The following is a 13986-nucleotide window of genomic DNA, read 5'->3' as shown; positions in this document are numbered from 1 at the left end:
GCCCTGCTAACCCATGGTCTTGCTGCCGTCGATGGCTTCGCGGAGGATGTCGGCGTGGCCGGCGTGCTGGGACGTCTCGGCGATCAGGTGCAGCAGCACCCGGCGGACCGTCCAACTCGCGCCCGGCTCGAACCACGGCGCCTGCGGCAGGGGATGCGCCGCGTCCAGGTCGAGGGTCGTGATCAGCTCGTCGGTCTCGTTGGCGACCTGCTGGAACCGCTCGACCAGCCCCGCCAGGGTCTCGCCGGGCGCCATCCGGAACTGACCGACCCAGTCGACCTGCTCACGCTGCATCTCCTCCGCGCCGCCCACCGCGAAGCGCAGCCACCGCTCCTCGGTGCCGGCCACGTGCTTGATGAGGCCGCCGAGACAGAGCTCGCTGACGGTGGTGCGGGTCGCGGCCTGCTCGTCGGTCAGCCCGTCGACGGTGTGCAGCAGGAAGCCGCGGTGTCGGCGCAGCGTCTGCAACAGATCGGCCCGCTCGCCGGTGAGCTGCTCGGTGCTGGTCATGGTGTCGCCTTCCGGTCGAATGTCCGCTCGGCGTCAGCCTAGGGCGAGGCACCGACAGTTCCCGGGCTCGACACGACCACCGCGCGGACCGCCAGCGGTTGCCGAATCGCCCGCCGAGGGGTCCACTGGGCGGTATGGGTGTGATCAAGGTGGGCACGTCCTCGTGGGCGGACCAGACGCTGCTGCGCTCCGGGTGGTACCCGCGCTCGGCCAACACGCCGGCCGGCCGACTCGGCTTCTACGCCAGCCGATTTCCGCTGGTCGAGGTGGACACCTCCTACTACGCCGTCCCCGTACCGGAGACCACCCAGGGCTGGGTGGACGCCACCCCGGCCGGGTTCACCTTCGACGTCAAGGCGTTCAGCCTCTTCACCGGTCACCCGACGTCGGTCGCGGCGCTGCCCCGCGACCTGCGTCCGACCGGCGGCCCGAGCCGGGTCCGCCGCCGCGACCTGCCCGAGCGGGCGTACGACGAGCTGTGGTCCCGGTTCCGCGCGGCGCTGGAGCCGATCGCGGCCGCCGGGAAACTGGGCGTGGTGCTGTTGCAGTTCCCACCGTGGCTGGCCCGCAGTGCCGCGGCCGAACGGCGGATCACCGAGCTGGCGCGGCGGTGCCGACCGTGGCGGGTGGGCGTGGAGCTGCGGCACGGCTCCTGGTTCGACGAGAGCACGCGAACGGACACCCTGGACCTGCTGCGCGCGCACGACCTGTCGCTGGTCTGCGTCGATATGCCGCAGGGGCATCCGTCGTCGGTCCCACCGCTTGTGACCACGACGGCGGAACCGGCGATCGTCCGGTTCCACGGCCACAGCGACGCCTGGCGTGACGGCTCCAAGGAGGACAAGTTCCGCTACGCGTACTCCGAGGAGGAGTTACGGCACTGGGCGGGGTCACTGGCCGGGCTGGCCGGCTCGGCCGATGAGCTGCACGTCCTCTTCAACAACTGTTGCGCTGGTCAGGCCCAGCGCGACGCGACCCGCCTGGCGCAGTTGCTCGCCGAAACCATGATCGGGCCCCTTGATCGACACGAGGTCGGCGACGTTGGGGTGTCCGGCAGCCGGGCACACCCCGACATCGGTGACCTGGAGTCGATCAACGGGTGACCGTTACGCGAGCGCCGGCCCGCCAGGCACTCCACCGACGTGGTGCTAGGAGCGGCGGCCCCTGCTGCGCAGCGCGTCCTGGGTCCGGTCGCCGATATCCGCGTCGTCCGGGAAGGAGCGACCGCTGGGCGCGGGGTCCGGTGGCGCGCCCGGTCCGGCCATCGTCGTACGGGTTGGTTCGACCGAGCCGAAGCCGTGCCGACCGGCCGGGCCAGACTGGCCGGACGGGGCACCCGCGCGGCGTTCGCCACGCCGTCCCTCGGGCACCGCCGTCTCCTCGCTGCCCTCATCCATCGGCGAGTCGTCGTCGGCGCCCCACGGCGCATCCGCGTCGAAGCCGTCGCTGGTGCCCCACGGTTTGTTCGCTTCCGGCTCCTGCCGGTCGCCGCCGCTGCGTCCCTCACGCGCCGTCATCGCCACCTCGCTCGTCGGTCCACCGCTCTCGGTGGACGATTGCCCGTCCCCGGCCCGTTCCTGCCCGCCGTCGAGCCCACGCGTCGTACCCGTGCCCCTGCCGGCGGGCGTGTGGCGCCGTACCCCCGGTCATGCTGGCGGGCGCGCGGCGCCGGCCGGCACCCCGCCGTCAACGAGTCGGCGGGATGCCGGTCGGCCCGGCGTTCAGCGGCCGGCCATCGCCATCGGCCGTTTGCCGTTGCTCATGCCGGCCATCTTGGCCATCGCCTTCGGAGCGCTGGCCAACCCACCGGTACGCCCCAGGATTCCTCGGAAGACCTGGCCGGGCTTCTGCTGCTCGCCCATGTACGCGGTGATGACGACCAGGGTTCCGGTCAGCGCCGGAATGGCCCACTGGAGCAGCTTCATCTGCCGCTGGGAGGAGGCCACGCTGGCCGGCGTCTGCTGGTTCGGCTCGGTGGTACCGCTCACTGACGGACCGCCCGCCTTCTGCAGCCGCATGCCGATCAACCGGCTGTAGCCGGTCACCGCCAGCGCGCCGATCGTCAGCGCCGTCTTGAGGGTGCTGACCCGTGCGACGCCGGCCTGGGTCGCCACCCGTGGGCTCTCGGTCACGAGTTCGCCGACCGCTCCGGCCAGGTGGGCGCCGATGGCCGCCGCGTTGATCGGGGTCCACCTGGACCACCCGGCCGAGGCGACCGGCAGCCGCTGGGTCGAATCGCTGATTTTCGTCACTGCGCTGTTGACGCCGAGCGCTCCCATGAGAGAGCCGCCGAACCAGGCTGCCAGGCCCAGGTCGTGCATCGAGCGCAGTGCCGTGTGTCGTTCGGACATCTGATCCCCTTCCGCCGTGTTGGGCGCTGCGGCTTACCCGCCGCCCCGGCGGCTAACCCAGCCGATCTCCGCCGTTTCGGCAGGCCAGGGACATCCTCGGCATCGGGGTGGCGGACCGCCGCCGGCAGGAGTCGTCCGGCCGGTGGCGGGTAGATCCCGACGGACGCTGACGGAGAGGGGAACGGGATGTCGCAACCGGACGAAAGTCGGGAGAAGACCCCAAAGACCGACTCGGTGCTCATGCACCCCGACAACGACCCGCACAAGAACACCGCGGAGGTCGCGCCGCGCAAGGACCACGGCGAGGTCCGCGTGGAGCGTGACGGTGATCTGGTGCCGCTCGAGCAGGAGGAGTGAGTGCGCCGTTGAGGCTCAGCGGGGCGGCAGGTCGCTGGCGAAGCGGGCGATCCGCCGCGCCAGCGCAGTGGCGGCACGCACCCAGGTGAAATGATCCAGCGCCGCCCCGGCCTGCGCCACCGTGTACCGCTCGCGGGTCACCGGGGCCGCGGTGAGCTTCGCGCAGAGGTGATCCATGCTGGGGTGCGGGGTGTACTGGTCGTCGTCCACACTGACCGCCAGCACCGGCGTCCGCACCGCGCGCACCGCGGCCTCGGTGTCCGTACCGTCGAGGTTGGGGAAACGGCCGCTTCGCGCGGTGTACGCCCAGTCCCGGATCACCCCGCGTGCCTGCCGGCCACCGAAGCCCCACCCCGGCCAGATCCCGAGCAGCGCCGTGGTGGCGGCGATCCCCTGGGTGTACGCGAGCAGCGCCAACCCGCGCACGCCCGGGTAGCTGCGCCAGTGGGGGATACCGACCGCGACCAGCGCCAGACCGTCCACCGTAGTGTCGCCGTGCAGGGCGAGGTGCAGCACCGTGGCCTGCCCGCCGAGCGAGTGCCCGAGCAGTAGCGCGGTCCGCCCGTCCAGCCGCGACTTGAGGGCGGCCAGCACGGTGCCCACGTCACCGGCCAACTCGGCGTAGCCGTGCCGGTCGGCGCGGCTCGGCGCGGGCGTGCTCGCCCCGGTGCCGCGCAGGTCGGCGACGATCACGGCCAGACCCGCGGCCCGCAGCGCGGCGGCGAAGGGCCGGTAGTAGCGGGCACGCACCCCCATCGCCGGCCAGATCACCACCACCGGCGCACCGGCTGGTCCCTCCGGCTCCGGATAGACCTGGACGCCGAGCCGACCGCCGTCGACGTCGACGAACTCCTGTGCGTACTCCGAGTCCCCGTTCACCGGCCCAGCTTACGGGCGGACGTTACCGGCGGGTAGCTAGCCGTCTGGTGCCGGTTCGGTGTGACCCGGACGCGACGGAGGCCCCGCCGAGGGGCGGGGCCTCCGAATGCTGGTACCGGTCAGGAGACGGAGATCGTCCCGTTGCCGGCTCGGATGCAGGCCACCGCCCGTGCGCTGGTGGTGGCGGCGCCCGCGAGGCACTGCCCGAGCACCTGGTGCCCGGCCGCGTTCGGGTGCCACGACTCCTGGCAGGTCTGGAAGTAGCTCACGCAGGTGTTCGCGATCCGCTGGATGGCGATCTTGTCCTTGCCGGCGAGGCTGGTGACGAAGGTGCCGGTCGCGCCGTCCTGGAGCCGGATCGGAGTGGCCAGCGTGCCGGCCGGGCTGCCGGTCTGCTCGCAGAGCCGGGCGCCGTTGAAGGCCTGCTGCACGTTCAGGTAGACCAGGTCGGCCGAGGGGAACTCGGCGGCCAGGGTGTCCCGGGTGGACTTCACCAGCGTGCCCAGGCCCTGCGAGAAGCGGTGTCCGGGGGCCAGGCTGGCACGGTGGATCGGGCAGCCGGCCGCGTACCGCTCGGCACCGAGGTCGCGGAACTTGTCCCGGGTGTCGTCCCGGCTGTCCTCCTCGTGGTACGTCGCGTTCAGGTCGAACGGCAGCGGGTTGGTGTAGTCCTGGAACACGACCCGGTGCTGCCCGTCGGCGTCGATCTGGTCGAGGGTGGTCAGCAGTTGGCGTACCGCCGTGGTGGTCTCCGCGGTCGCGGCGTTGAGCTGCGCGGCGGTGGCCAGGTCCGCGTCACTGCACGGCTCCTGCGGGACTGGCCCGTTCAGGTACGCCCAGAACTCCCACCAGCCGGTCCACGCGTCGGCGATGAACCGGTTGGCGCACTTCTCCGCGACGCTGCCGAAGGTGAACGAGCTGTTGTTCGAGCCGAGCCCGATCAGCACCAGGTCGATGTCGTTGGTCTGCGCGACCGCGCGCAACTGGTCGATCTGCGAGGCGACGGTACGGCCCTTGGGCCGCGTCACCGAGGCGGCGGCGATGTCGTACGGCTGGCCGCCGGAGCAGGCCAGGTTGTAGCGCGCCTGGATGCCCGGCAGGTCAGCCTGCTGCAGGGACGCGTTCGCCGAGCGGTGGCAGAAGTACGCGTTGTTGTTCGCCGCGCTCCAGCCGGGGAAGCCCTGGGTGGCGCCGTTGACGTCGACCACCGGGGTGTACGCCCCGGCGCCCTCGCCGCTGATGAAGCTGTCACCGAGTGCCACCGCGGCGGTGGGCAGCGCGGCGGACGCCGGAGCTGACAGCGCCACTGTGGTCGACAGCGCGGCCGTGGCGATCGTGAGTGCCGCGGCGAGCGCGGTACGCCGGAACCTGGGCATGGGGCCCCCATCCAACCATCGAAAGATGAAAGATTCTCTGAGAGCGCGATCAGATCACTCCCGTGCAACGGGCGTCAATGGCCCGTAACAAGTTCGTTCGATGAAAGACACGGCTGCGCCGGTGCGCCATGCACTCGACGACCGACGACGACCTCTGCCCCCACGCCCGCGCAAGACGCGCGGGCGGTGCCCTACCGGCCGGACTGCCCGTGTCGCTTGAACAGGGCCAGGCCGGCGGCGACCAGCCCGACATTCCAGATGAGGACGACCGTCAGCCACTGCGCCCACCGCAGCGCGCTCATGTCGCCGGAGAGGAGGTATTGCAGGCTGCCGTACGGAGTCAGCCACGGCTGGGCTGGGCGGAGCGCGTCCACGGCCCCCAGCAGGGCGTACGTGCCCAACGGCAGCACGATGGTGGCGAGGAAGGCGACGACGGGCGAGCGCAGCAGCAGGCCCAGCCCGACGCCCACCAGCCCGGCGACGAGCTGCGTCAGGACGCTGCCGACCGCGATGGTTCCCGCGTGCCGCCATGGCTGGTCGGCGATGTCCGCCGGAGCGAGGGCGAGCGTCGCGGCGCAGACCAGCACCCCGAAGACACCGATGACCGCGGCTGGCAGCGCCACCGCCAGCAGCGTCGGCGTTATCCGGACCGTGCCGGTCGTCTGCCGGAGGTCACGGACCAGCAGGATGCCGAAGAGCGGCGTCGCGACCGACATCAAGCTCTGCACCGGCTCCGAGAGCAGGGCGAACGACCGATCGGCGGGGGCCATCGCGGCGGTCAGCGCCACCGCGGCGAGCAGACCCGCCAGCAGCGTGATCGCCAGCAACCACTGCCGCGCCCGGGTGTCGATGGAACGTCGGACAGCGTGTTGAGTCGTGCCGTCCCCCACGGTAACCCCCCGACGATCGATCACACCCGGACGCTTCGGCGTGGTCATCGGTTGGCAGCGTACCGGCGCGCGGACATCTCCTGCTGCCCCTGACAGCGAGACCTCCGCTGTCACGGACCGTCGCACCGGAAGACCGATCCGATCGGACTGCGGGGCCTTGTCCCCTTTGTGCTCACGGGTTGTGACACCTGTGGACAGTGGTGGAATTCGCTCTCTACAGTTCCCCCGTCTGGCTGACTTTCAATCACGGGGGTTGCGGTGGCCATTGGCCGTGCCATGAGTTCTGTCCATTCTCAAACATCGATCTCGCGGCGACTGCTGACCGCCGGGGTCGCGGCGTCGATTGGCGCCACCGTCTTCGCCGCGCCGGCGGCGGCCGGATCGCGAGCGCCAGCGGACGCCCCTTCTACGAGCGGTGCCGCCGTGCGGGAGGCCGCACAGGCGACCGCCGCGGCCCAGCGCACCGGCCGGCGGGTGGAGGTCCTCTCCGCACGCACCGAGCTGACCCAGGTCTTCGCCAAGCCCGCCGGCGGCTTCGTCGCCGAATCCGCCGCCGTCCCGCAGCGCGTCCGACAGGGCGACGGCTCCTGGGCGGATGTCGACCTCTCCCTCCGCCGCGACTCGGCCGGCTGGCGGCCGGCGATCTCCCCGAGCGACGTGGTGTTCTCTTCCGGTGGGCGCGGTCCCGCGGCCACGTTGGCCAACGCCGGAAGCTCGATGACCCTGGGCTGGCCGGGTGTGCTGCCCGCGCCGAGCGTGTCCGCGGACGCGGCCACCTATCCCGAGGTGCTGCCCGGGGTGGACCTGGTGCTGAGGGCGACCCACACCGGCTTCACCCACGTCCTGGTGGTGAAGACGTCGCAGGCCGCGGCGAACCCGGCACTCCGGGAGATTCGCTTCGACCTCGGGGGTGACGCGAAGGTCCGGCGGGAGGCCGACGGCTCGCTGCGGGCCCTCGCCGGCGAGACCGAGGTGGCGCGCGGCGCGACGGCGGAGATGTGGGACTCGACCGGATCCGGCGCCGCCCGTTCGGCGACGGTGACCTCGTCGCCGGCCGGCCCCGGCGTCGCGGCGCGCACCGCCCCCGTGGCGACCGAGGTCGACCCGGCCGGTGACCTCGTCCTCCGCCCGTCGCCGGGCCTGCTCGACCCGGCCAAGGCGACCTTCCCCGTGTACATCGACCCGGCCTGGTCGGCCGGCCCCTCCCGCTGGGCGTACGCCACCAGCAACAACACCACCAACTCGGACACGACGGCCGCCCGGGTCGGCAAGGACTCCGGGTCCGGAGTCACCTACCGCTCCTACTTCGAGTTCCCGATCTCGGCTCTCGGCGGCAAGGTGATCAGGTCGGCGTACGTGCAGATGAAACTGGACCACTCCTGGTCCTGCTTCGACACCCCGACCTACATGTACCAGTCGGCCGCAATCGCGAGCACCCCCCGCACCGCGTGGGCCCCCGCGCTGACGACGCTGCGGGCCTCGGCCAGTTCGCACGCCAACCAGGGGTCGGGCTGCATCGACTCGCCGCAGCCGGACATGACCGTGAACTTCGCCGGCAGCAGCGTCACCGCTGGCCTCAGCAGCGCGGCGGCAGCTCACCTGAGCTCGGTCACCTACGGGTTCTGCGCCTGCAGCGACTCGAGCGGCACCGGCGAGAGCAGCGCTGACCGATGGAAGAAGTTCTACCCGACCGCCGCACGCCTGCTGGTGGACTACGACACGGCACCCACCCAGCCCACCGGTCTCCAGGCGGGCGGCGCGGCCTGCGTCGCGGGCGAGCGGGTCATCCGGCCCACCCCGCCGACCCTCTCCGCCGTCTTCCCCGACGCGGACGCCGGTCAGGTCCTTCAGACGACGTACGAGCTGCTGGAGATTCCCGCCTCGGGCACCTACGACAGCTCCACGCCGCGCATGAGCCCACCGACGGGCTCGGCCGTGACGGCCGGCGGCCGCTCCACCACGGCCGCGGTGACCGGCACGGTCGGAGGCAATTCGTACGCCTTCCGGACCCGCAGCAATGACAGCTACGCTGTCAGCCCCTGGTCGGCGTGGTGCGAGTTCACCGTCGACAACCAGCCGCCCACGGTGAGCGTCGACGAGGTGACCACCCCCGCCCCGCCCGGTCAGCTCTACACGTACAAGCTGCGCTCGCCGGACCCGGACGTGGTCAGCTTCCGCTACGGCTGGAGCAGCCCGCCCACCGAGGAGGCGGAGGCCGGCACCAGCCTCGGCTACCCCGGCAAGACCGTGTCGGTGACCCTGGCCACCCCGGCCTACGGCACGAACACCCTGTACGTCGCCGCGGTGGACAGCGCCGGGAACGTTGGCTACGGAACGCTTGTTATCGAGGTGACGGCCCCGTAGGGCGGCTGACGATTAACCGGTCGGGACGCGGCTAACGCGTCGAAACCGGACAAGACCCTACGAAGTCGGGGCCCGCATCCAGAACGTGGATGCGGGCCCTGACTGCGGGGTGCCGTCGTCGTGTCGCATCTGCCGGTTAGGCTCGCTGCGGCGCGCGCCGGCCGACCGACAGTTCGGACGCGGCACCACACCGCCGAGACCGGGGAGTACGACCAGTTGACCGCAGAGCCTGACACCCTGTACGGGGCCGATGACCTCACCCACCTTGAGGGGCTGGACGCTGTCCGCAAGCGGCCCGGCATGTACATCGGTTCCACCGACAGCCGTGGCGTGGGTCACCTCGTCAACGAGATCCTCGACAACTCCACCGACGAGGGTGTCGCCGGTCATGCCACCCACGTCGAGGTGATACTGCACGCCGACGGCTCGGTGCAGGTCGACGACGACGGCCGAGGCATCCCCACCGACGTGCACGCCAAGTCCGGCATCTCCGGCGTCGAGCTGGTGCTCACCCGGCTGCACGCGGGCGGCAAGTTCGGCGGCTCCGGCTACAAGACCTCCGGCGGGCTGCACGGCGTCGGCGCCTCCGCGGTCAACGCGCTGTCGCACCGCTTCGACGTGACTGTCCGCCGGGCCGGCAAGGTCCACTCGATGTCCTTCCGGCACGGCGTTCCAGGGATCTTCGACGGCGACGGCCCGGACGCGCCGTTCACCGCCGGCCCCGGGCTCCAGGTCGTCGGCGCCATGAAGCGCAACCAGCGCACCGGCACGTCGATCCGCTGGTGGCACGACGCCCGCTACTTCGAGACCGGGGCGGCACTCGACGTCGACGCGGTCCGGATGAAGCTGCGCAACACCGCCTTCCTGGTCCCCGGTGTGACGTACCTGCTGCGCGACCTGACCGGCGAGGCGCCCGCCGAGGAGCGGTTCCACTATCCCAACGGGCTCAGCGACATGGTGGAGTTCCTCGCCCCGGCTGGCGACCGGCCGGTCTCCGGCATGCTGCTCGTCACCGGCGAGGGCACGTACCGGGAGAACGCGGCCGACGCCAACGGCGTCATGCAGTCCAACGTGCAGCGGCGGGCCGAGGTCGAGGTCGCGTTCCGTTGGGGCACCGGCTACGAGCGCACCGTCGAGTGCTTCACCAACACCATCCGCAACGCGCACGGCGGCACCCACCGCAAGGGCTTCGAGCGGGCGCTGGTCCGCACCATCGCCGACGCGGTCCGCAACACCCGTGGCCTTCTCAAGGCCAAGGAAGAGCCGCCCACCCTCGACGACGTCCTGGAGGGCATGACCGCGGTGGTGCACGTGCGGATTCCGGAGCCGCAGTTCACCTCGCAGACCAAGGACGAGCTCTCCACCACCGGCATCACCAAGGTGCTGCACACCCTGGTCGAGGCGCACCTCAAGGCGTGGCTGGAAGACAAGCGCACCAAGGCCGAGGCGCGCACGGTGTTGCAGAAGGTCGTCGACGCGGCGCGGGTCCGGCTCACCCAGAAGCAGCAGAAGGACGCCGCCCGGCGCAAGACCGCCCTCGAGGGGGCGTCGATGCCGCCGAAGCTCGTCGACTGCCGGGCCACCGGCATCGACCGCAGCGAGCTGTTCATCGTCGAGGGCGACAGTGCCCTCGGCACGAGCAGGATGGCCCGCTCATCCGAATACCAGGCGCTGCTGCCGATCCGCGGCAAGATCCTCAATGTGCAGAAGGCCAACCTCCAGCAGGTGTTGGACAATGCCGAGTGCGCGGCGATCGTGCAGGTGCTCGGCGCCGGCTCCGGGCGTACCTTCGATCTGGCCGCCCTGCGTTACGGCCGGGTGCTGATCATGGCCGACGCCGACGTGGACGGCGCTCACATTCGCACTCTGCTGATCACTCTGTTCGCCCGGTACATGCGCCCGTTGATCGAGGCCGGCCGGCTCTACGCCGCGATGCCACCCTTGCACAAGATCACCACCAAGGGGCGCAACCCGCAGACCGTCTACACCTACACCCAGGCCGAGATGGAGGCGACGGTCCGCAAGCTGGAGAAGGCCGGCAAGCAGATCGTCACGCCCATCCCGCGCTTCAAGGGCCTCGGTGAGATGGACGCCGACGAGCTGTGGGACACCACGATGAACCCGGCCACCCGCGCCGTCCGCCGGATCACCCTCGACGACGTCGACGCCGCCGAGCGGATCCTCGAGCTGCTGATGGGGGAGAAGGTCGAGCCGCGCCGCAACTGGCTGATCGACTCCGCCGACCGGGTCGACTGGCAGGCGATCGACGCATGAGCGAGCGGGTTTTCGATACAGCGCGATGGTGCCTCATGCCGTTGCGAAGCGACGGCATGAGCGCCCGTTCCGTTCCGATGGAGAGCTGAGTCATGGCACGCCGCAAGGACAACAAGGTCGACCTCTCCTCGTTCGACCAGGCCGGCGCGCGGGTCTTCGACAATCCGCTGGTCACCGAGGTCTCGGACTCCTACCTGGAGTACGCGTTCTCGGTCATCCACTCCCGCGCGCTGCCCGATGCGCGCGACGGCCTGAAGCCCGTACACCGGCGCATCCTCTGGTCGATGTACGAGCAGGGCTACCGCCCCGACCGTGGGCACGTGAAGTCTGCCCGCATCGTGGGCGACACGATGGGTAAGTACCACCCGCACGGTGACACCGCGATCTACGACGCGATGGTCCGCCTCGCACAGGACTTCTCCCTCAACGTGCCGCTCATCGACGGGCACGGCAACTTCGGCAGCCCCGACGACGGCCCGGCCGCCTCGCGATACACCGAGGCGCGGATGTCCCGCGAGGCCATGCTGCTCGTCGGTGAGCTGGGCGAGGACACTGTCGACGTCGAGCCCAACTACGACGGGTCGCTGACCCAGCCGACCGTCCTGCCGGCCGCCTTCCCCAACCTGCTGGTCAACGGCGCGTCCGGGATCGCGGTCGGGATGGCCACCAACATGATCCCGCACAACCTCGCCGAGGTGGTCTCCGCCGCCCGCTGGCTGATCAACCACCCGGACGCCACCCTGGACAAGCTCATGGAGTTCGTCCCCGGCCCCGACCTGCCCACCGGCGGCGTGCTGCTCGGCCTGGACGAGGTGCGCCGGGCGTACGAGACCGGGCGCGGCGTGGTGCGGATGCGCGGCAAGGTGGAGATCGGCCCGATCGAGGGCAGCCGGGGCCGCCAGGCGATCACCGTGGTCGAGCTGCCCTACGGCGTCGGCGCGGAGAAGGTCATCGCGGCGATCACCAACGAGGTCAACAAGACCAAGCGGCTGACCGGCATCGCCGACGTCAAGGACCTCACCGACCGGGAGAGCGGCACCCGACTGGTCGTCGAGTGCAAGGTCGGCGTCAACCCGCAGGCCCTGCTCGCCGACCTCTACCGGCTGACCCCGCTGGAGCAGTCGTTCGGCGTCAACAACCTGGTCCTGGTCGACGGGCAGCCGCGCACGCTGGGCCTCAAGGCGCTGCTGGAGGTCTTCCTGGCCCACCGGTACGAGGTGGTCACCCGGCGCACCTCGTACCGCCGCCGCAAGCGCCAGGAGCGGCTGCACCTGGTCGACGGTCTGCTGATCGCTCTGCTGGACATCGACGAGGTGGTCCGGCTGATCCGGGGCAGCGACGACGCGCAGGCCGCGAAGGACGGGCTGATGAGCCGGTTCGGCCTCTCCGACATCCAGGCCACCTACATCCTGGACACTCCGCTGCGCCGGCTGACCAAGTTCGACCGGATCGAGCTGGAGGCCGAGCAGGAGCGGCTGCGCGCCGAGATCGCCGAGCTGAGCAAGATCCTCGACGACGAGCGGGTGCTCAAGAAGGTGGTCTCCGACGAGCTGGCGGCCGTGGTCAAGCAGTTCGGCACCGACCGTCGTACGACGCTGGTCGACGGTGACCTCAAGGAGGTGCTGGCCGCGTCCGTGCCGGCCGGTCCGCTGGAGGTCGCCGACGACCCCTGCCAGGTGATCCTCTCCGCGACCGGGCTGGTCGCCCGGACCGCGGCCGAGTCGGAGGAGAGCGCCGAGGGGCGCCGACGCAACGGCCGGGTCAAGCACGACACGGTACGCGCGATCGTGCACTCCACCGCCCGTGGCCGGGTACTGCTGGTGACCAGCGCCGGTCGGGCTTTCAAGGTCGACGTACTTCCGTTGCCGGTGCTGCCCGAGCAGGCCGGCACCGTGTCCCTGCGCGGCGGCATGTCCGCCGCCGAACTGGTGCCGTTGGAGCCGGGGGAGACCGTGGTCGGCCTGGCCCCGCTCGGCGGGTCGGCGGACGGCTCCCCGGGGCTGGCACTCGGCACCCGGCAGGGCGTGGTCAAGATCTGCGCACCCGAGTGGCCGGTGCGCTCCGACGAGTTCGAGGTGATCGGCCTGCGCGACGGCGACGAGGTGGTCGGGGCGACCTGGCTGACCGACGGCGCCGAGACGCTGACCTTCGTCACGTCGGAGGCGTCGTTGCTGCGCTTCGCCGCCGCGCTGGTTCGACCGCAGGGCCTCAAGGGTGGCGGCATGGCCGGCATCAACCTGACCGCCGGGGCCGGGGTGGTCTTCTTCGGCGCGGTCCGCACCGATGACCCGGGGCACGGTGAGCCGATGGTGGTCACCTCCACCGGAGCGACCGTCAAGGTGACGCCGTTCAAGTCGTACCCGGCGAAGGGGCGTGCGACCGCGGGGGTGCGGGCACACCGCTTCCTCAAGGGCGAGACGGACGTGGCGGTCGCCTGGGTGGGGCCGCGGCCGGTCGGCGCGACCGGCACCGGCGAGCCGGTGGAGTTGCCAGCGGCCGACCCGCGCCGCGACGGCTCCGGCTTCGCCGTGATGCTGGGCCCCAGCGTGGTCGGCCACCTAATCGAACGCGACTAACCGGCTCGGCCCGGCGCGGCCGGCTCGGCGCGGCCGGCTCGGCCCTGCTCGGCTCGGCCCTGCTCGGCTCGGCTCGGCCCTGCTCGGCTCGGCCCTGCTCGGCTCGGCCCGGCTCGGCCCTGCTCGGCTCGGCCCTGCTCGGCTCGGCCCGGCTCGGCCCTGCTCGGCTCGGCCCTGCTCGGCTCGGCCCGGCTCGGCTCGGCCCGGCCCTGCTCGGCCCGGCCGGCCCGGCCCGGCTCGGCTCGGCCGGCCCGGCCCAAGATCCGCACAACTTCGGGGAAGTTGCTGCCTCCGATGTGCCGCAAGCAGCACTTTCCCCGAAGTTGTGCGGATCTCGGCCGCCGAGCCATCGAGATCGTGCTCGATCCAGGATGTAGTGGCATCCCGGGTTGGTGAGGCCACTACATCC

The 13986-nt window shown here is 71.4% G+C and carries 12 protein-coding genes; 5 read left to right on the top strand and 7 right to left on the bottom strand.

Features of this window, described 5'->3' with window-relative positions:
- Positions 1–6: 6 nt before the first annotated feature.
- Positions 7–510 carry a DinB family protein gene (locus tag V6V47_RS02350; RefSeq protein WP_334626267.1) on the bottom strand — a complete coding sequence of 168 codons (504 nt, stop codon included), beginning with the start codon at positions 508–510 and terminating at the stop codon, positions 7–9.
- A 134-nt stretch (positions 511–644) separates the two neighbouring features.
- On the opposite strand from V6V47_RS02350, the gene V6V47_RS02345 reads away from it, so the two are divergent.
- Entirely contained in the window at positions 645–1613 is a 969-nt protein-coding gene (locus V6V47_RS02345; RefSeq protein WP_334626266.1) for a DUF72 domain-containing protein, read from the top strand.
- 45 nt (positions 1614–1658) lie between these two features.
- Here V6V47_RS02345 and V6V47_RS02340 read toward each other — a convergent pair whose 3' ends face one another.
- Positions 1659–2027: a hypothetical protein gene (locus V6V47_RS02340; protein WP_334626265.1), complete on the bottom strand. Its 369-nt coding sequence runs from the start codon at positions 2025–2027 to the stop codon at positions 1659–1661.
- Between the two features lie 204 nt (positions 2028–2231).
- Positions 2232–2861, bottom strand: coding sequence for a hypothetical protein (locus V6V47_RS02335; RefSeq protein ID WP_334626264.1), 630 nt, complete (start codon positions 2859–2861; stop codon positions 2232–2234).
- 186 nt (positions 2862–3047) lie between these two features.
- On the opposite strand from V6V47_RS02335, the gene V6V47_RS02330 reads away from it, so the two are divergent.
- Entirely contained in the window at positions 3048–3218 is a 171-nt protein-coding gene (locus tag V6V47_RS02330; protein WP_334626263.1) for a hypothetical protein, read from the top strand.
- 15 nt (positions 3219–3233) lie between these two features.
- Here the strand turns inward: V6V47_RS02330 and V6V47_RS02325 are convergent, their stop codons facing one another.
- From V6V47_RS02325 to V6V47_RS02315, 3 genes are all read right to left on the bottom strand, one after another.
- Complete coding sequence (locus V6V47_RS02325; RefSeq protein ID WP_334626262.1) at positions 3234–4097, bottom strand: alpha/beta hydrolase family protein; 864 nt, start codon at positions 4095–4097, stop codon at positions 3234–3236.
- A gap of 119 nt (positions 4098–4216) precedes the next feature.
- Positions 4217–5473: a hypothetical protein gene (locus V6V47_RS02320; RefSeq protein ID WP_334626261.1), complete on the bottom strand. Its 1257-nt coding sequence runs from the start codon at positions 5471–5473 to the stop codon at positions 4217–4219.
- A 191-nt stretch (positions 5474–5664) separates the two neighbouring features.
- On the bottom strand, positions 5665–6411 hold the full coding sequence (locus V6V47_RS02315; RefSeq protein ID WP_334626260.1) for a hypothetical protein: 747 nt from the start codon (positions 6409–6411) through the stop codon (positions 5665–5667).
- A gap of 375 nt (positions 6412–6786) precedes the next feature.
- Between V6V47_RS02315 and V6V47_RS02310 the strand changes: the two genes are divergently transcribed.
- The 3 genes from V6V47_RS02310 (at position 6787) to V6V47_RS02300 (ending at position 13577) form a co-directional block, all read left to right on the top strand.
- A complete protein-coding gene (locus V6V47_RS02310; RefSeq protein ID WP_334626259.1) occupies positions 6787–8727 on the top strand; it encodes a hypothetical protein in 1941 nt (646 codons plus the stop codon).
- A gap of 216 nt (positions 8728–8943) precedes the next feature.
- On the top strand, positions 8944–11001 hold the full coding sequence (locus V6V47_RS02305) for a DNA gyrase/topoisomerase IV subunit B (protein WP_334626258.1): 2058 nt from the start codon (positions 8944–8946) through the stop codon (positions 10999–11001).
- A 92-nt stretch (positions 11002–11093) separates the two neighbouring features.
- On the top strand, positions 11094–13577 hold the full coding sequence (locus tag V6V47_RS02300; RefSeq protein ID WP_334626257.1) for a DNA gyrase/topoisomerase IV subunit A: 2484 nt from the start codon (positions 11094–11096) through the stop codon (positions 13575–13577).
- On the opposite strand, the gene V6V47_RS02295 is transcribed toward V6V47_RS02300, so the two are convergent.
- Positions 13574–13882 (bottom strand): hypothetical protein, encoded by a 309-nt coding sequence (locus V6V47_RS02295; protein ID WP_334626256.1) that lies wholly within the window; start codon positions 13880–13882, stop codon positions 13574–13576. The genes V6V47_RS02300 and V6V47_RS02295 overlap by 4 nt on opposite strands.
- Between the last annotated feature and the right edge of the window lie 104 nt (positions 13883–13986).

Origin of the sequence: Micromonospora sp. CPCC 205539 (assembly GCF_036906815.1) — a bacterium.
Taxonomy (GTDB): domain Bacteria; phylum Actinomycetota; class Actinomycetes; order Mycobacteriales; family Micromonosporaceae; genus Micromonospora.
Note: the sequence above shows the minus strand (reverse complement) of the source record. Positions and strands in the feature narration are given on the sequence as shown.